General features: G+C 72.5%; 15 protein-coding genes and 1 tRNA gene. 11 read left to right on the top strand and 5 right to left on the bottom strand.

What is annotated here, in order from left to right:
• Positions 1-160 precede the first annotated feature (160 nt).
• The 5 genes from MCM47_RS03720 to MCM47_RS03700 all read left to right on the top strand — a co-directional run bounded on the left by MCM47_RS03720 (position 161) and on the right by MCM47_RS03700 (position 4,079).
• Positions 161-598, top strand: a complete 438-nt coding sequence (locus MCM47_RS03720) for a DUF3052 domain-containing protein (protein WP_238740919.1) — start codon at positions 161-163, stop codon at positions 596-598.
• A 230-nt stretch (positions 599-828) separates the two neighbouring features.
• Positions 829-1,287 carry a peroxiredoxin gene (locus MCM47_RS03715; RefSeq protein WP_238740917.1) on the top strand — a complete coding sequence of 153 codons (459 nt, stop codon included), beginning with the start codon at positions 829-831 and terminating at the stop codon, positions 1,285-1,287.
• A gap of 262 nt (positions 1,288-1,549) precedes the next feature.
• Positions 1,550-2,125, top strand: a complete 576-nt coding sequence (locus tag MCM47_RS03710; RefSeq protein ID WP_238740915.1) for a TerD family protein — start codon at positions 1,550-1,552, stop codon at positions 2,123-2,125.
• 211 nt (positions 2,126-2,336) lie between these two features.
• Entirely contained in the window at positions 2,337-2,912 is a 576-nt protein-coding gene (locus MCM47_RS03705) for a TerD family protein (protein WP_238740913.1), read from the top strand.
• Between the two features lie 60 nt (positions 2,913-2,972).
• Complete coding sequence (locus MCM47_RS03700; protein WP_238740911.1) at positions 2,973-4,079, top strand: DUF475 domain-containing protein; 1,107 nt, start codon at positions 2,973-2,975, stop codon at positions 4,077-4,079.
• A gap of 149 nt (positions 4,080-4,228) precedes the next feature.
• On the opposite strand, the gene MCM47_RS03695 is transcribed toward MCM47_RS03700, so the two are convergent.
• Entirely contained in the window at positions 4,229-5,431 is a 1,203-nt protein-coding gene (locus tag MCM47_RS03695) for a DUF2637 domain-containing protein (protein WP_238740910.1), read from the bottom strand.
• A gap of 378 nt (positions 5,432-5,809) precedes the next feature.
• Between MCM47_RS03695 and MCM47_RS03690 the strand changes: the two genes are divergently transcribed.
• Positions 5,810-6,535: a Tellurium resistance gene (locus MCM47_RS03690; RefSeq protein ID WP_238740908.1), complete on the top strand. Its 726-nt coding sequence runs from the start codon at positions 5,810-5,812 to the stop codon at positions 6,533-6,535.
• A 39-nt stretch (positions 6,536-6,574) separates the two neighbouring features.
• On the opposite strand, the gene MCM47_RS03685 is transcribed toward MCM47_RS03690, so the two are convergent.
• Positions 6,575-7,777 (bottom strand): TerD family protein, encoded by a 1,203-nt coding sequence (locus MCM47_RS03685; protein WP_238740906.1) that lies wholly within the window; start codon positions 7,775-7,777, stop codon positions 6,575-6,577.
• 599 nt (positions 7,778-8,376) lie between these two features.
• Between MCM47_RS03685 and MCM47_RS03680 the strand changes: the two genes are divergently transcribed.
• From MCM47_RS03680 to MCM47_RS03670, 3 genes are all read left to right on the top strand, one after another.
• Complete coding sequence (locus tag MCM47_RS03680; RefSeq protein WP_238740904.1) at positions 8,377-9,717, top strand: HpcH/HpaI aldolase/citrate lyase family protein; 1,341 nt, start codon at positions 8,377-8,379, stop codon at positions 9,715-9,717.
• A gap of 251 nt (positions 9,718-9,968) precedes the next feature.
• The gene (locus tag MCM47_RS03675) at positions 9,969-12,479 is read left to right on the top strand and encodes a phosphoribosyltransferase (protein WP_238740903.1); all 2,511 of its coding nucleotides are present in this window, start codon (positions 9,969-9,971) and stop codon (positions 12,477-12,479) included.
• A 5-nt stretch (positions 12,480-12,484) separates the two neighbouring features.
• On the top strand, positions 12,485-13,348 hold the full coding sequence (locus MCM47_RS03670; protein WP_238740901.1) for an HAD family hydrolase: 864 nt from the start codon (positions 12,485-12,487) through the stop codon (positions 13,346-13,348).
• A gap of 106 nt (positions 13,349-13,454) precedes the next feature.
• Here MCM47_RS03670 and MCM47_RS03665 read toward each other — a convergent pair whose 3' ends face one another.
• The 3 genes from MCM47_RS03665 to MCM47_RS03655 all read right to left on the bottom strand — a co-directional run bounded on the left by MCM47_RS03665 (position 13,455) and on the right by MCM47_RS03655 (position 15,559).
• Positions 13,455-13,685: a zinc ribbon domain-containing protein gene (locus MCM47_RS03665; protein WP_238740899.1), complete on the bottom strand. Its 231-nt coding sequence runs from the start codon at positions 13,683-13,685 to the stop codon at positions 13,455-13,457.
• A 19-nt stretch (positions 13,686-13,704) separates the two neighbouring features.
• Complete coding sequence (locus tag MCM47_RS03660) at positions 13,705-14,175, bottom strand: DUF4442 domain-containing protein (RefSeq protein WP_238740897.1); 471 nt, start codon at positions 14,173-14,175, stop codon at positions 13,705-13,707.
• Positions 14,176-14,350: 175 nt separating this feature from the next.
• The gene (locus MCM47_RS03655) at positions 14,351-15,559 is read right to left on the bottom strand and encodes a hypothetical protein (RefSeq protein ID WP_238741503.1); all 1,209 of its coding nucleotides are present in this window, start codon (positions 15,557-15,559) and stop codon (positions 14,351-14,353) included.
• Between the two features lie 332 nt (positions 15,560-15,891).
• Between MCM47_RS03655 and MCM47_RS03650 the strand changes: the two genes are divergently transcribed.
• Positions 15,892-15,963: transfer RNA gene (locus MCM47_RS03650), tRNA-Val, on the top strand.
• Between the two features lie 500 nt (positions 15,964-16,463).
• A complete protein-coding gene (locus tag MCM47_RS43955; RefSeq protein ID WP_374209058.1) occupies positions 16,464-17,084 on the top strand; it encodes a GntR family transcriptional regulator in 621 nt (206 codons plus the stop codon).
• Positions 17,085-17,104: the final 20 nt, after the last annotated feature.

Raw genomic sequence — 17,104 nt, 5'->3', positions numbered from 1 at the left:
ATCGGTGTGATTCGCGACACCTCCCACGGCGTGTCCCGGTGCGACACGTCAACCTTTGGAGGGGATCGGGGGTCGGGTACTTGCGCGAACCGCCGCGCCCGTGTGGACTACGGCCACAGCCTCGGCATGGATGCCGAGCCGAATACTGGAGGTTATTCCCGTGAGCGCGACCGCGGATCCCGCGGACAAGTCCAACCCGGCGCACCGTCTCGGTTTCGAGAAGGACCAGATCATCCAGGAGCTGGGGTACGACGAAGACACTGACCAGGAACTCCGCGAGGGCATCGAGGAGATCACCGGGACGGATCTCGTCGACGAGGACTACGACGACGTCGCCGACGCCGTCCTGCTGTGGCACCGCGACGACGACGGGGATCTGACCGACGCCCTCGTCGACGCCCTGGAATACCTGGCCGAGGGCGGCCTGATCTGGCTCCTGACGCCCAAGACCGGCCGTGACGGCCACATCGAGGCCTCCGACATCGCCGATGCGGCCCGTACCGCCGGCCTCTCGCAGACCAGCTCGATCGCCATCGCCAAGGACTGGGCCGCGACCCGCCTGGCGACCAAGGCGGCCTCCAAGGGCGGCAAGCGCTGAGCGCCCCCTGACGCCGTCGGACCGGGCCCCGCTGGAGCTTCCTCCAGCGGGGCCCGGCCGTTCCGGCCTCCGGGCTGGAGCCCCTGCCGGGGGTGGCGTTCGCCCAGGGCGAAAACGGCCGTTCCGGACGCGGGCGGCCTCACCCGTCCGGCCGAACCGGTGCCGACGAATGCGAGGATGGCGCTCGTCGCGCCCGCCGCGCGGCCCCGTCGCGTCAGAAAGGTCCCACCATGGCCATCGAGGTCGGTACCGAGGCTCCGGACTTCGAGCTGAAGAACCAGCACGGCGAGCTGGTCAAGCTCTCCGACTTCCGGGGCGAGAAGAACGTCGTCCTGGTGTTCTACCCGTTCTCGTTCACCGGTGTCTGCACCGGCGAGGTCTGCGCGATCCAGAAGGAGCTGCCGCGGCTGCAGAACGACGAGGTGCAGGTGCTCGGCGTCTCCAACGACTCGCCCTTCACCCAGCGCGTCTTCGCCGAGCAGGAGGGCCTGGACTTCCCGCTGCTCTCCGACTTCTGGCCGCACGGCGAGGTCTCCCGCGCCTACGGCGTCTTCAACGAGGAGAAGGGCTGCGCCGTGCGCGGCACCTTCGTGATCGACAAGGCCGGCGTCGTCCGCTGGAGCGTCGTGAACGACCTGCCGGACGCCCGCGACGAGCAGGAGTACCTGAAGGTCGTCGGCGCGCTCTGATGCATCCGGGGGCGCTCGGCGCCCCGCGCGCGACCCTTGTGGACGACCCCGCGCACACCGCCGCGCGGGACACCCCGCGGGACCCTCCGGGCCCGGCTTGGCGAGATTCGAACAGCCACGCCGGGCCCGTTCCCTGCCCAGGACGGGAACCCGGCACTACGATCGGTCCGTTGGCTGGTCAGAGGCCCGGCGGCAACCGCCTCCGACGCCTTGAACCGCACTACGGGGGCACCGGGCGTGCCTCCCGATTCTTGGAGGACAAGTGGGTGTCAGCCTGAGCAAGGGCGGCAATGTCTCGCTCACCAAGGAGGCCCCCGGCCTGACCGCCGTGGTCGTCGGCCTCGGATGGGACGTCCGTACCACCACCGGCACGGACTTCGACCTGGACGCCAGCGCCCTGCTCTGCAACGACCAGGGCAAGGTCGGCACGGACGGCAACTTCGTCTTCTTCAACAACCTGAAGAGCCCCGACGGCTCGGTCGAGCACACCGGCGACAACCTCACCGGTGAGGGCGAGGGCGACGACGAGCAGATCAAGGTCAACCTGGCCACCGTGCCGGCCGACGTGGCCAAGATCGTCTTCCCGGTGTCCATCTACGACGCCGAGAACCGGTCGCAGAACTTCGGCCAGGTCCGCAACGCGTTCATCCGCGTGGTCAACCAGGCCGACAACAAGGAGCTGGCGCGGTACGACCTCTCCGAGGACGCCTCGACCGAGACCGCGATGGTCTTCGGCGAGCTGTACCGCAACGGCGCCGAGTGGAAGTTCCGCGCCATCGGCCAGGGCTACGCCTCCGGCCTGCGCGGCATCGCCCAGGACTTCGGCGTCAACGTCTGAGTCCCGGAACCGGGCCCGGCGGGCCTGAGGCAGCACCAGCGGGCCGGGGCGGCCGCGGACGTGACGCGTCCGTGGGCGCCCCGGCTTCGTGCTGTCCCGGCGCACTGGAAGGATAGGAGTTCAGGAAGTTCAGCCGGCCGGACGAGGCCGGACGGGGCCGCGGGGGAATAGACCTGAGATGCGCCCCGGAGGAAAGGGAGGAAGGACAGCCATGAGTGTCACGCTCGCCAAGGGTGGAAACGTCTCGCTGACCAAGGCCGCGCCGAACCTGATGCAGGTGCAGATCGGCCTCGGCTGGGACGCCCGCTCGACCACCGGCGCGCCGTTCGACCTCGACGCCAGCGCGCTGCTCTGCTCGGGAGGGCGGGTGCTCGGCGACGAGTACTTCGTCTTCTACAACAACCTGAAGAGCCCCGAGGGCTCGGTCGAGCACCAGGGCGACAACCTCACCGGTGACGGCGAGGGCGACGACGAGGTCGTGCTGGTCAACCTGGACCTCGTGCCGCCGCAGGTGGACAAGGTCGTGTTCCCGGTGTCGATCTACGACGCCGAGTCGCGGCTGCAGAACTTCGGCCAGGTGCGCAACGCCTACATCCGGGTGGTCAACTCCCTGGACGGCCAGGAGATCGCGCGCTACGACCTGACCGAGGACGCCTCCAGCGAGACCGCGATGATCTTCGGCGAGCTGTACCGATACGCGGGCGAGTGGAAGTTCCGCGCGGTGGGCCAGGGTTACGCCTCGGGCCTGCGCGGCATTGCCCTGGATTTCGGCGTAAACGTACAGTAACGGCTCGAAACACGCAGACGTCGTGTTCGGTGCCATGAACTCGAAAGGTAACCAAGTCCCGTGTTCCTCCGCACATTCGGCTGGTCATTCGCGATCACCGTCATCGGGCTGATCGCAGCCGGCCTGCTCTGGGGAGCCGAGGGATTCGGCATTGTGCTGATCCTCTCCATCCTGGAGATCTCCCTGTCGTTCGACAACGCGGTGGTCAACGCCACGGTGTTGAAGCGGATGAACCCGTACTGGCAGAAGATCTTCCTCACCGTCGGTGTGCTGATCGCCGTCTTCGGCATGCGGCTCGTCTTCCCGCTGCTGGTCGTCGGCCTCACCGCGCACCTCAACCCGGCCACCGTCATCGACCTGGCGCTGCACTCGGACAAGACGTACGAGGGCATGACGTACGCCCAGTACCTCGAGGCGGCCAACCCGGCCATCGCGGCCTTCGGCGGCGTCTTCCTGCTGATGATCTTCCTCGACTTCATCTTCGAGGAGAAGGACTACAACTGGCTGGCCTGGATCGAGCGGCCGCTGGAGAAGGTCGGCAAGCTGGAGGCCTTCTCGACGGTCGTCGCGCTGGTCACCCTGCTCCTGGCGTCGAACTTCTTCGCCGGTGAGCACGCCGAGACGGTGCTGCTGGCCGGTGTGCTCGGTCTGGTCACCTACCTCTCCGTGAACGGACTGGCCTCGATCTTCGAGGCGGGCCTGGAGGAGGAGGCCGAGAAGGAGGAGGAGGCCGAGAAGGCCGGGAAGTCCATCGTCCAGGTGGGCGGCAAGGCCGCGTTCTTCCTCTTCATGTACCTGGAGGTCCTGGACGCGTCGTTCTCCTTCGACGGCGTGGTCGGCGCGTTCGCCATCTCCAGCGACATCTTCCAGATCACCCTGGGTCTCGGCATCGGCGCGATGTACATCCGCTCGCTGACCGTCTTCCTGGTCCGCAAGGGCACCCTGGACGACTACGTGTACCTGGAGCACGGCGCGCACTACGCGATCGGTGCGCTCGCGGTGATCCTGATGGTCGGCATCGAGTACCACATCCCCGAGATCGTCACCGGCCTGATCGGCGTCGCGTTCATCGGTCTGGCCCTCGGCTCGTCCATCCTGCGCAACCGCCGCGCGGCCGCCGAGGGCGGCGACGGCGAGGAGCAGGAGCTGGTGAGCTCCAACAAGTAGGCGCCGCCCCGGCGCAGACGCGAACGGCCCGTCCCCTGCGAGAGGGGGCGGGCCGTTCGGCGTTCCGGGGTGCTCCGGGGGCGTTCCGGGGGCGGTCCGGTGGTGGTCGCCGGTGTCGTCCGGTGCCGGTGTCCGGAGCCGGGGTGCGGTCAGCCGAGCTGCTGCTCGATGGCGCGCAGCTTGCGCTCCAGCGAGTCCAGCTTGGGCATCGACAGGGTGTCGTCGTCGGCCGTCAGGTCGACGGTCGAGCTGCGGTAGGACGAGGACGACGAGCTGCTCCGGTAGGAGGGCTCCTCGGAGGTCCCGAGCGAGGACGAGCCGAGCGAGGAGGAACCGAGCGAGGAGGACGAGCCGAGGGCGGAGGAGGAGCCGAACGAGGTGCCGACGGCGGCCCGCGGGCGGCGGCCGGCCTCCAGGGCGCTGCGCGAGGCCGGCTCCAGCGAGGAGGCGGCGTTCTGGGAGGTGGTGGCGTCCGCTCCGGCGGCTAGGGCAGGCTCCGTAGCGCTCGGGCCGTCTCCGGCGGCGGTGAGGGCGGGCACCTGGCGGCCGCCGCGGGCCCGGGCGAGCATGCCGCCCTGGCGGGCGATGGCCTTGAGCTCGGCGCGCTCGCGGCGGTCGGCCGTCCGGGCGCGCAGCTTGGCGTCCAGCTTCGCCTGACGCTCCTCGCGCACCTCCTCGACGGCCTCGTCCAGGCTGCGGACGTTCTCCAGCAGCATCAGCGACCAGGCCGCGTAGGTCTCGCGGGGGGCGCGCATCCAGCGCACGATCCGGATCTGCGGCAGCGGGCGCGGGACCAGGCCCTGCTCGCGGAGCGCGGCCTTGCGGGTCTGCTTCAGCGCACGGTCGAACAGGATCGCGGCCGAGATCGACATGCCGGAGAAGAACTGCGGGGCGCCGTCGTGCGACACGCCGCGCGGGGCGTGCACCCAGTTGAACCAGGCCGAGGCGATGGCGAACACCCAGACCAGCAGGCGCGAGCCGAGCGCCGCGTCACCGTGGCTGGCCTCGCGCACGGCGAGCACCGAGCAGAACATCGCCGCGCCGTCCAGACCGAACGGGACGAGGTACTCCCAGCCGTTGGAGAGGCCGAGGTTCTCCTTGCCGAAGCCCACCAGGCCGTGGAACGACAGCGCGGCCGCGACGCCGGCGCAGCAGAACAGCAGGACGTAGGAGGAGATCCCGTAGATCATCTCCTTGCGCCGGCGGCGCTCCTCGCTGCGCTCCCAGGAGTCGCCGGGCTCCTCGGTCTTGCTGTTGTTCTTGAAGCGCAGCGTCGCCACCAGGATGGCGGTGAACAGCAGGGCTGCGCCGCCGATGACGGTCCAGACCAGCTGTATGGAGGTCAGGTTCATTGCGGGTCGGGCCTCGGGTTTCCGCAGGGGACAGGTCACAGTGCGACACGCGAGGACAGGAACCCTCCCCGGACCGGGTCCTGACGGTGCGTCGCTGCTGCCGGTGCGCCTCCGCACCCCTGGACGGGGGCGGGCGGGACACCTGTGCGGCAAGACGATATCGCGTCCGAGGGGGCGGCATGTTACGGGAGGGGAGCTTCGGCCCGCCAATCGACCCGCCGGTGGGGGTGGCGGTACCCTGCCGCGGCCGTCGGCGCCGCTCGGCGGTGTCCCGGGTGCCGGGGTGGGTAGGGAGTTCGGTACCCGGCGGGCGCGGTGATGCCCGATCATGGAACGGCGGACCGTCAGACCGCCTGGCGGCCCTGGGGGAGGACTGGGATGGCCTCGATTTGGGAGTACCTGCGCGGGGAGCGGAACACGCTCGACCCGGGCGGGCAGTACAAGGTCACGCTCACCAAGTCCACCCCGCAGCACGCGATCACCGGGGCGGCCGCCACCACCGGCTACCTCTACGTCAATCTGCACTGGACCAACCGGATAGAGGCCCCGCGCACGTCCGGCCGGGACGCGCTGCGGCGGTTCTTCAACCCCCGCATCCTCAGCCCGATGGAGCCGGACGCGCAGCACGCCCAGGTGAACGTGGACCTCGACCTGGCCTGCATGTACGAACTGGCCGACGGCAGCCGCGGTGTCGTCCAGCCGCTCGGCGGCTACTTCGGCGACCTCCAGCGTGCGCCCTACGTCAAGCTGAGCGGGGACGACCAGTACGGGGCGCCGTCCGGCGAGACGATGTACGTCAACCTGGAGAAGAAGGACCAGTTCAAGCGGCTGCTGATCTTCGTCTACATCTACGACGGCACGCCGGCCTTCGAACAGGCCAACGCGGTGGTGACGATCGTGCCGCAGACCGGTCCGCGGATCGAGATCAAGCTGGAGGAGCGCGCCCACGCCGCGCGCTCCTGCGCCGTGGTGCTGATCGAGAACACCGGGGACAACACGCTCACGGTGCGGCGCGAGGTGCGGTACGTGAACGGGTTCCAGGCGGACATCGACCGGCTGTACGGCTTCGGGATGCAGTGGCAGCGGGGGTACAAGAGCAGCTGACCGGCCGGCCGCCGGTGGGTCCTCCGGCGGCCGGGTGGCTCAGCGGGGCTGGAACTGGGGGCCCTGCGGCGGCAGCGCGAACTCCTCGGCGCCGGCCGGCCGCTGCCCCTGCCCCTGGTGCTGCCCCTGGTGCTGCGGGGGCTGGTGCTGCGGCTGCGCAGCGGTGTTCGGCTGGGGGTAGCCGTAGCCGCCCTGTTGCGGGGGCTGCTGGGGCTGCTGGTGCGGGTAGCCGTAGCCACCCTGCTGTCGGGGATGCTGCTGCTGGGGGTGCTGAGGCTCGGGGTGCTGAGGCTGGGGGTAGGGCTGGTTCGGTGCCGGCTGGGGGTAGCCGTAGCCGCCCTGTTGCGGGGGCTGCTGGGGCTGCTGGTGCGGGTAGCCGTAGCCACCCTGCTGCTGGGCGTGCTGCGGCTGCGGGTAGCCGTACCCCGGCCGGGTGGTCGGGGGCGCCGGCGGGGTGGGCGGCAGCGTGGGCGGCGCGGTCGGCGGCGGGGGGGTGTTGACCGGGACGCCCGCGGTCGGCGCGGCGGTGGGCGGCGCGGGCGTCTGCGGCGCGGCGGGCAGCGGGACTGCCGGGGCCAGGGTGTACGTGCCGGGCTCCGGGCGAGGGGCGGGGCGGGGGTCCGGCAGCGCGGTGCGCGGGTCCACCGCCGGGGCGGCCGGAGCGGCGGCGCCGGCGCCCGTCCCGGCGCCCGTCTCGTCCTCGACGGTGATGCCGAAGTCGGTGGCCAGGCCGATCAGGCCCGAGGCGTACCCCTGGCCGACGGCCCGGAACTTCCAGGCCCCGGCCCGGCGGTAGAGCTCGCCCGCGACCAGCGCGGTCACGTCGTCGGCCTCGGGCATGGCGAACTCGGCGAGCGCGGGTGCGCCCTCGCCGCCGGCGGCGTCGTAGAGCAGGACCCGCAGGCCGGTCACCGAGCGGAACGAACCGCCCTCGGAGGAGCCCGCCAGCACCACCCGGTCGACGTCGAGCGGCAGCTTGCCGAGCTCGGCCTCCACGGTGTCGGCGATCTCGGCGCCGCCGGCCGTCTGCTGCTTGGGCAGGTGGCGGACCAGGCCGGAGGGGTGCCGTGGCTGGTTGTAGAAGACGAAGTCGGCATCCGAACGGACCCTGCCGTCGGCGCCGAGCAGCAGCGCGGAAGCGTCCACGTCCGGCGCACCGGGCGTGGCGCTCCAGCGCAGCACGGCGCGGACCGCCGCGACCGGCAGTGCGATGTTGGCGCCCTTGGCCATCACGTGCGTCATAGCCGACCATCCTGCCTGTTCGCCACCCCTTCGGACAACGTGACCGAAGGTGGCGAACCGGGGCGACTTTGCCAACACTTGCGCTTTGTGAAGCGGAGGGTAATCTTCCGAGAATTCGATGTTTCGGAACCGCATTCGACCGGAAGTCGTCCGTACGATGGGCGGCCAGAGGCCCCGGGAGGGTCCGCAAGGCTCCGGCGGGGTTCGGCAAGGGGTTCGGCAGGGGGTGGCAGGAGCGCATGCCCGGGAACCACCACGCCCGGAGAGTCGGTTGATCCTCCGGAGGACCCGTCCGTGCGGGGCGGGATCCGACGGTCCCGTTCCGAGTCCAGCACCACGACACCCCGCCCGACCTCCCGCCCGACGTCCGCCCGATGCCGCACCGGACCCGCGCCCGAACCGGCGCCCGAACCGGCGCCCCTCCTCCGGCTTCCACCCGCCATCGCCGCCCGCCCATCGCCGCCCGCCCCGTGCCCCGTGCCCGGTCCCGGTGCCTCCGGCACCCCGAGCCCCCGTCGAGCCCCCTCGGCCCGCCCGACGAGCCCTTCGCACACCCAGAACCCCGCTGAGAAGCGGTCGCAACCCCTGAGGAGAGCACCTTGCGCCATTTCGGCCACCTCGCCGACGACGTACGCGGCCGGCTCTTCCTCGAACCGCCCCGCGACTTCTCCCCGGAGAGCGACGCGGCCGTGCTCGCGACCGCACTCGGCGCCACGCTCTACAGCCCGGCCACCCGGCCGGGCCTGAAGGCGGACATCCGCAAGCAGGCGGCCCGCGGCGTCGTCTCGATGGTGCTCTGCCTGGAGGACTCGATCGCCGACCACGAGGTCACCGGCGCCGAGGCCAATCTGGTCGCGCAGCTCGGCGCCCTGTTCGAGGAGGCGGTGGGGGCGGACGCGTCGGCGGAGAAGGCGTCGGCCGGGGGCGCCTCGGCAGGGGAGACGCCGGCCGGGGGTGCCTCAGCCCGGGGAACCTCCGCGGGGGCGGTCGCGGAGGGCGGGGGCGCGCAGCCGAATGCGGGCGCCGCGGGGGTCGAAAACTCCATCGATTGCGCACAGAATCTGCCCCTCCTCTTCATCAGGGTGCGTGCCGCCGCCCAGATCACCGACCTCGCCGAGCGGCTCGGCCCGGCGATCGGGTTGCTGACCGGGTTCGTGTTCCCCAAGTTCACCGACGAGAGCGGCGCGGAGTACCTGGAGGCGCTGGCCGCCGCCGAGGCGGCCACCGGGCGGCGGCTGTTCGCGATGCCGGTCCTGGAGTCCCCCGAGCTGGCGCACCTGGAGACCCGCCGTGAGCAGCTGTTCGGCATCGCCCGCCTGCTCGACAAGTACCGCGAGCGCGTCCTCGCCGTCCGGCTCGGCGTGACCGACCTCTGCTCGGCGTACGGCCTGCGGCGCTCGCCCGACCTCACGGCGTACGACGTCGCCCTGGTCGCGGCGGTGATCGGGGACGTGGTGAACGTGCTCGGCAGGGCCGACGGCACCGGGTTCACCGTCACCGGGCCGGTCTGGGAGTACTTCCCGGTCCAGGAGCGGATGTTCAAGCCGCAGCTGCGCCGCACCCCGTTCGCCGAGGCCGAGCCCTCCGGGGAGGCGGTCCGGCAGCGGATCATCGAGCACGACCTGGACGGTCTGATCCGCGAGTTCGAGCTGGACCGGGCCAACGGCCTGCTCGGCAAGACGTGCATCCACCCCAGCCACGTCCCCGCCGTGCACGCGCTCTCGGTGGTCACGCACGAGGAGTACTGCGACGCCCGGGACATCCTCGACCAGGAACGCGGCGGCGGTGGCGTGCTGCGCTCGGCGTACACCAACAAGATGAACGAGGCCAAGCCGCACCGGGCGTGGGCGGAGCGGGTGCTGCTGCGCGCCGAGGTGTTCGGGGTGGCTCGGGAGGACGTCAGCTTCGCCGAACTGCTCTCGGCCTGCCTCTGTGGCTGAGGCCTCGCGCCGGTTCCCGGTGGCCGGGTGGCCGGGTGGCCGGGTGGCCCGGTGACCGGGTTGCCGGGTTGCCGGGGGCGTCCGCCGGCACCGTTCACGCCCTGGGCGTGACCCCCGCACCACCTGCACGACCCCGCACCACCCGCAGGACCCCGCCGATCCGCACGATCCGCAGGACCCCGCACGATCCGCATGACCCGCACGATCCGCAGGACCCCGCACGACTCGCACCATCGAAGGCAGGACCCGTAGTGACAGCACAGCAAGAGTGGACCGGCCGCTGGGTGGCCGACCGTGCCGGAGTCGCCCTGACCGGCTCGGACCGCCTCCCCGAACTGGTCGGGCTGGCCCTGCGCGAGAACCGCAAGCGCGCGCACCTGCTGGTCTCCACCGTGCTCGGCAAGCACGTCCCGCAGCGCCCGTCCGTGGTGCACGGCGCCGGCCTCGACCTCGGCCGCCGGGTGCGCGAACTGCTCGGCGAGGCGGCGGCCGCGCGCGCCGTCGTGCTCGGCTACGCGGAGACCGCGACCGGGCTCGGCCACAGCGTCGCCGACGGCCTGGACGCCCCCTACCTGCACTCCACCCGCCGCCCGGTCGCCGGCGTGGCCCCGGTCGGCGGCTTCGAGGAGGAGCACTCGCATGCCACCTCCCACCTGCTGCTGCCCGCGGATCCCGGCCTGCTGGCCGGAGAGGGCCCGCTCGTGCTGGTGGACGACGAGTTCTCCACCGGCAACACGGTGCTCAACACCATCCGCGAGCTGCACCGCCTCCACCCGCGCGACCACTACGTGGTGGTGGCACTGGTCGACCTGCGCGGCGAGGCGGACCGTGCCCGGCTGGCCGACACGGCGGCCGAACTCGGCACCCGCCTCGACCTGGTGGCCGCCGCCGGCGGTCGCGTGGAACTGCCGGCCGACATCCTGGACCGCGCCGAGCGCCTGATCGCCGAGGTCGGCCCGGCGCCGGAACCGCCCGCCACCGTGCCGGCCCCGCTGGTCCGGGTCGAGCTGGACTGGCCGGAGGACCTGCCGGACGGCGGCCGGCACGGGTTCACCGCCGCGCACCGCGAGCAACTGAACGCGGTGCTGCCGCGACTGGCCGACCAGCTGGCAGCAGCGGTCGAGCCGGTAACGGGAGAGCCGGCGGCCGGGGATGCGGTGGGCGGCGTGGAGGGCGACGGTGCCGGCGACGCCGGGCCGGCCGAGAGCCGGGCCGCCGGCCGGGTGCTCGTCCTCGGCTTCGAGGAGCTGATGTACGCCCCGCTGCGCCTGGCCGGCGCCCTCGCCGAGCGGCTCCCGCACGGAGACGAGCGGGTCCACTACTCCACCACCACCCGCTCGCCCGTCCTCGCCGTGGACGACCCGGGCTACGCCATCCGCACCCGGCTCGCCTTCCCCGCTCACGACGACCCGAGCGACGACTCCCCGCGCGAGCGCTTCGTCTACAACGTCGCACCCGGCACCGACCCGGGCCGCCGCTTCGACACCGTCGTGCTGGTGGTCGACGACGTCGCCGACACCCCGGCGCTGCACGAGGGCGAGCGGGCCCTGCTGACCCAGCTGCGACAGGTCACCGACCGGGTGGTCCTCGCCGTGCTGCCCTCGCACCGCCCGGTGCGCCTGCCGCGTCCCCAGTACGGCCCCGACTTCTCCTCCTACCGTGCCGACGAGGTGGCCTGGCTGCTCAAGGACCTCTCCGACGTCGCCCTGGAGGCCCCGACCGAGGAGCGCGAGGAGGCCGTCCAGAGCGGTGGCGCCCACTACGCCGAGTCGCTGCCGGTCGAGTACCAGCCCAGCCCGGAGTACCAGGAGCTGTTCCACCAGGCGCTGCGGGTCTCCGCCCGCCGGATCGCCGTCGCCGTCGGCACCGTCGCCGAAACGCTGGTGCGCGAGCGCGGCCGCGGCGTGGTCCTCGCCTCGCTGGCCCGGGCCGGTACGCCGGTGGGCATCCTGATCCGCCGCTGGCTCGCCTTCTCGCACGGTCTGGACACCCCGCACTACGCGGTCTCGATCATCCGCGGCCGCGGCATCGACCCCGTCGCGCTGCGCTACCTGGCCGCCCACCACCACGCCCCCGACGTGGTCTTCGTCGACGGCTGGACCGGCAAGGGCGCGATCACCCGCGAGCTCGCCGACGCCGTCGCCGGCACCGCTTTCAACCCCGAGCTCGCCGTCCTCGCCGACCCCGGCCGCTGCGTGCGCACCTACGGCACCCGCGACGACTTCCTGATCCCGTCGGCCTGCCTCAACTCCACCGTCTCCGGCCTCGTTTCGCGTACCGTGCTGCGCGCCGACCTGATCGGGCCGGACGACTTCCACGGCGCCAAGCACTACGCCGACCTGGCCGGCGCCGACGTCTCCGGGGCCTTCCTGGACACCGTCTCCGACCACTTCGCCGCCGTTCGCGAGGAGGCCCTGGCAGCGGCCGACCAGCTGGCCGGCGCCGACCGCGCCCCCGACTGGGCCGGCTGGGCGGCCGTCGAGCGGATCAGCGTGGAGTACGGCATCGACAACGTCAACCTGGTCAAGCCCGGGGTGGGCGAGACCACCCGCGTCATGCTGCGCCGCGTCCCCTGGCGGGTGCTGGCCCGGCGCGGCGCCGGCGCCGACCTCGACCACGTCCGTCTGCTCGCCGCCCAGCGCGGCGTCCCCGTCGAGGAGGTGGACGACCTGCCGTACTCGTGCGTCGGCCTGATCCACCCCCGCTACAGCCGCGGAGCGACCGGCGCCTCCGGCACGGCCGTCCTCCTGAAGGAGTCCTGAACCCGATGAGCAGCACCGGCAGCTTCCTGGTCGCGAGCGACCTCGACCGCACGCTGATCTACTCCAACCGCGCCCTCGCCCTCGACGTGCCCGACCGGCTCGCCCCGCGCCTGCTCTCGGTCGAGGTGCACGACGGCAAGGCGCTGTCGTTCATGACCGAACGGGCCGCCGCCATGCTGGTCGAGCTCGCGCGCGAGGCCGTGCTCGTGCCGGCCACCACCCGGACCAGGACGCAGTACGAGCGCGTCAACCTGCCCGGCCCGACGCCCGGTTGGATCCCCGCCTACGCGATCTGCAGCAACGGCGGGCGCCTGCTGGTCGACGGCGTGCCGGACGAGGACTGGCAGGCGGAGGTGGCCGGCCGCCTGGCCGCGACCTCGGTGCCGCTGGCCGAGGTGGTCGAGCACCTGGCGCTCTGCGCCGACCCGGAGTGGACGCACAAGCGGCGGGTCGCCGACGACCTCTTCGCCTACCTGGTCGTGGAGCGCGCCGGGTTGCCGGTCGGCTGGCTGGATGAGCTGACCGGCTGGTGCGCCGAACGCGGCTGGAACGTCTCGCTGCAGGGCCGCAAGGTCTACGCCGTGCCGGCGCCGCTCAGCAAGAGCGCGGCGCTGGCCGAGGTCGAGCGGCGGGTCGGCGGGGCCACCGTGCTGGCGGCCGGCGACTCGCTGCTTGACGCGGACCTGCTGCTCGCGGCCGACGCCGCCTGGCGCCCCGGGCACGGCGAGCTGGCCGACGGCGGCTGGACGGCACCGGGCGTCACCGCGCTCGATCAGGTCGGCGTGGCGGCGGGGGAGGAGATCGTCCGTCAGTTCCTGGCACGGGTGCGCGGCGCGGTCGACGCGGTGGACGCCGTCGCGGCGGGGTGACCCGTCCGGCAGCGCCGCCCCGCCCGGCAGGGCTGTCCGTGGGCGGGGGCGTCCGTGGCCGCGGTCCCGGGCCCTGGGCCGCGGACGCCCCGGGGCGACCGGCCGCTCAGCCGCAGCAGCCGCCCCCGCAGCAGCCGCCGCCCCCGCCCCCGCCCCCGGACGGGGCCTGCCGCGGGGCGCCGCCGGAGGCCGCGCCGGTGACGGCGACGGTCGACAGCAGCTTCACGGTGTCCTCGTGCCCCTGGGGGCAGACCGCCGGGTCGTTGGCCTGGGCCATCGTGCGGCGGAGTTCGAAGGTGGCCCCGCAGGAGCGGCAGCGGAAGTCGTAACGTGGCATACCGGCAGGGTACCCAGCCTCAGGGCGTGCGGCGCTTCTCCCGGACGTACAACTGCTTGCGGACCCGGGCGACCACCGAGCCGTCCGCCGCCAGCACCTCGGTGTCGAACCAGACGAGGGCCTTCTTGCCGTCCTGGGTGAGCTCGCGGATCTCGGCGAGGCGGTCCTCGGTGAGCACGAACTCGGCGAAGATGTCGCCGCGTCCGGGGGAGACGAAGCTGATCTCGGCGGCCGCGTCCCAGACGACGTAGTCGCGGCCGAGGTTCTGCATCACCAGCAGCATCCAGAACGGGTCGGTCATCGCGAAGATCGAGCCGCCGAAGTGCGTGCCCACCCAGTTGCGGTTCAGCCGCCCGAGCCGGAGGCGGACCTTCGCCCGGCGGTAGTCGTCCGAGACGCCCAGGACCTTGATCCCGGCGAAGAGGAACGGCGGCCAGAGGTTGATGCCGCGCCGGAACGTGCGGGCGGAGACGTTGCGCTTACGAGCCATGGCGCGACTCTAGCCCACGAAGTTACTCGCGGGTAACCCTTCGTGGGAACCTCTCCCCTCTCCCCTCTCCCTTCACCCTCCCTGTCCCGCCCCCCTGCACCTCCGTCGCGCGCGGCCCCCGCGCTCCCGCCGTCTCCCCCTACGCCGCCTCCGCCGCTGCCCGCTCCCGTACGTCCTACCGGTGGCCGCCGATGTCCCCGCGGATCATCCCCACCACCTGCGCCGCGGTCTCCCGCACCCCCGCCAGCTCCGTGAGGAAGTGCCAGTAGTCGGGGTGCCGGCCGGCTGCCTCCAGCTCCGCGACCGCCCGGTCCAGCCGGCCGACCGCCGCGTCCAGCGGGGCGGCGTGCCGCGGGTCCGGCGCCTGCCGTCCCGCCATCGCCAGCCGCTGCGCGTCGCGCAGGGCGAACCTGGTCCGCTCGACCTCCCGGTTGGGATCGTGCTGCACCTCGTTCAGCTGCCGCAGCCGCTCGTTCACCGCGACCACCGAGCCGTCCGCGGTGTCGAGCAGGGCGCGCACCGTGCCGATCGCGCCCGTCGCGTCCGCCCAACGCTGTTCGTCGCGCGCCCGCGCCGCCTCCGTGAGCTTCTGCTCCGCCGCCCGCCCGGTCTCCGCGACCTGGTCCGGCACCCGCTGCAGGTCCTGCCAGCACGCCGTGGAGAACCGCCGGCGCAGCTCGCTCAGCGCCGGCTCGACCGTGGCAGCCTTCGTCTCCAGCGCCTGGATCCGGGTCCGCAGGCTGGCCACCCGCCGGTCGATCTCCCGGGCCCGCTCCGGCAGGTGCTCCGCGTCCGCGGCGATGGCATCCGCCCGCTCCGTCACCCGCTCGGCCCGCTGCAGCGTCGCCGCCACGCCGTGCCGGGCCGCGCCCTCGTTCAGCCGGCCCAGCTCCGGCGCCAGCTCGGCCAGCCGGGCCGCCAGGTCGTCCGCCTTCAGCCCCGCCCCGCGCACCGCCTCCAGCGCGGTGGTCGCCGCCAGCAGCGACCGCTTCGCCTGCTCCACCGCCGGCGTCACCCGCATCAGCTGCGACTCCGCGTGCTGCAGCACCGGCTGTAGCCGCTCCAGGAAGCCGTTCAGCTCCGCCTGCGCGGAACCGAGCTGCCCCTTCACGTCCTCCAACTGGTGCCGCGCCCGCGCCGCCGCCCCGGACTCCAGCTCCGCCGCGTCCAGATCGTGCGCGTCCAGCGCCGCGAGGTAGTTCACCGTCACCTGGTCGACCCGGCCGGAGATCGCCTCGAAGTCCGCCGCCGCCCGCTGGGCCGTCGCGCCGTCCGCAGCCGCGCGCACCGTCTCCACGGCCAGCCGCACCTCGCGCTGGGTCGAGTCCAGCTCGTAGAACGCCTGCTGCGCCGCGTCCCGGGCCGCCTTCGCCTCGGCCCGCATCCCCTCGCCGCTGCGCCGCCCCCACCAGCCGCCGCGCCCAGTGCCCGCACTGCCGAACGACGCCGCTCCGGCCGCCGCCAGCGCACCCCCGACCACCAGCGGCAGCACCAGCGCCTCGGCCACCGCGCTCCCCGGCCGCCGCCCCCGCCTGCTCCCGCCGGCCACCCTCACTGCGCGCTCCCTGTTCCGACCGCTGATCCTCCGCCCATTCTTCCCGATCACCCCACCCCACCGGCACCCCACCCGTCCCACTCACTGACCACCTGCACCGGACCACCGTCCGGACCAGGTACCCTAGGCAGTCGTCGTCGCCCCCTCCCGGGCCACGCCGGGGGCGCGTAGCTCAGCGGTAGAGCGCTGCTCTTACAAAGCAGATGTCGGCGGTTCGAAACCGTCCGCGCCCACAGCTTGAACAGCTGAAACGTAGGCTGCGGCCCAGGTCAGGGCAGATGTCCCGACCTGGGCCGCAGTCGCGTATGTAGGCTTCCTGTATGGCATCTGAGTCTGTTTGATGTCTGGCTCTGGGGGCGCCGCCCCTAAATTCCCCCTAAATGATCATGGCATTCGTGCAGGTCAGGTGCGGGGCGGATGTGGAAGCGCCCCCGGCCGGTTTGGACGGCCGGGGGCGCTCACGCCGAGGTAGAGGGGTGGTCGTAGGCCACCTCGGCGCGTTGGGCCTCGGGTGCAGGGAGCTCCCGAGGTGCATGTGGGGGTGTGGGCTTATGGCCAACCGGGGTATTCGAACACTAGTCCCTTTGATCGTTCAACCCGTTCAGCTTTGTACTAACAGCTTGATCCGAGCCTCTGACCTGCGCAAGGTCTTGGGCGCCCAAGCATTCGAACGCCCCCCTACGGTTTGGTCACAGCCACCTACCGGCCACCGTGACGACGTACAGGGACGTGCATGCCTCGGGTCGCGCCGCCATACCAGCGCGTCGCCGCAGAGATCCGCCGCAGGATCGCCAGCGGCGAATGGCCCCCCGGCCGCCAACTCCCCTCCCGGGCCAAGCTCGCCGCCGAACTCGGCGAGACCGACGCGGCCGTACGCCTCGCCATGACCCTCTTACGGCGCCGCGGAGAACTCGAAGGAACCCAGCGAACGCGCCTCTTCGTGGCGCATCCTCCTGCTGTGCGTACCCTCCTTGACCCGGACCGGGACTGGCCATACCCCACCGGCGACGGAGCCACGGGCAGCAGCCGAGCCGACGTCGACCTCGCCGCCCGTCTACGCGTCCCGGTCGGAACCCGCCTCCGCTGGCGCCGAGACGAATGCCTCGACCCCGACTCCCGGCCCAGCCACCTCGTCACCACCTGGTGGACGGGTGAGCGGGCCCGGACCTGGCAGCAGTGCAGCGCGGAGGCTCAACTCCACCAGCTCACAGCAGCAGAGGGAGACCAGCTCGGCCTGCCACACGGTGTGCCAGCCTGGCTGATCCAGCGCACGCGGTACAGCAGCACTGGTCGGCCGGTCGAGACCGCGGACATGGTGCTGCCCACAGACCGGTGGCGGATTCGCCTGAAGTAGCCCTGGCCGACCGCGCCGCC

Origin of the sequence: Kitasatospora sp. A2-31 (assembly GCF_022288725.1) — a bacterium.
Classification (GTDB): Bacteria; Actinomycetota; Actinomycetes; order Streptomycetales; family Streptomycetaceae; genus Kitasatospora.
Note: the sequence above shows the minus strand (reverse complement) of the source record. Positions and strands in the feature narration are given on the sequence as shown.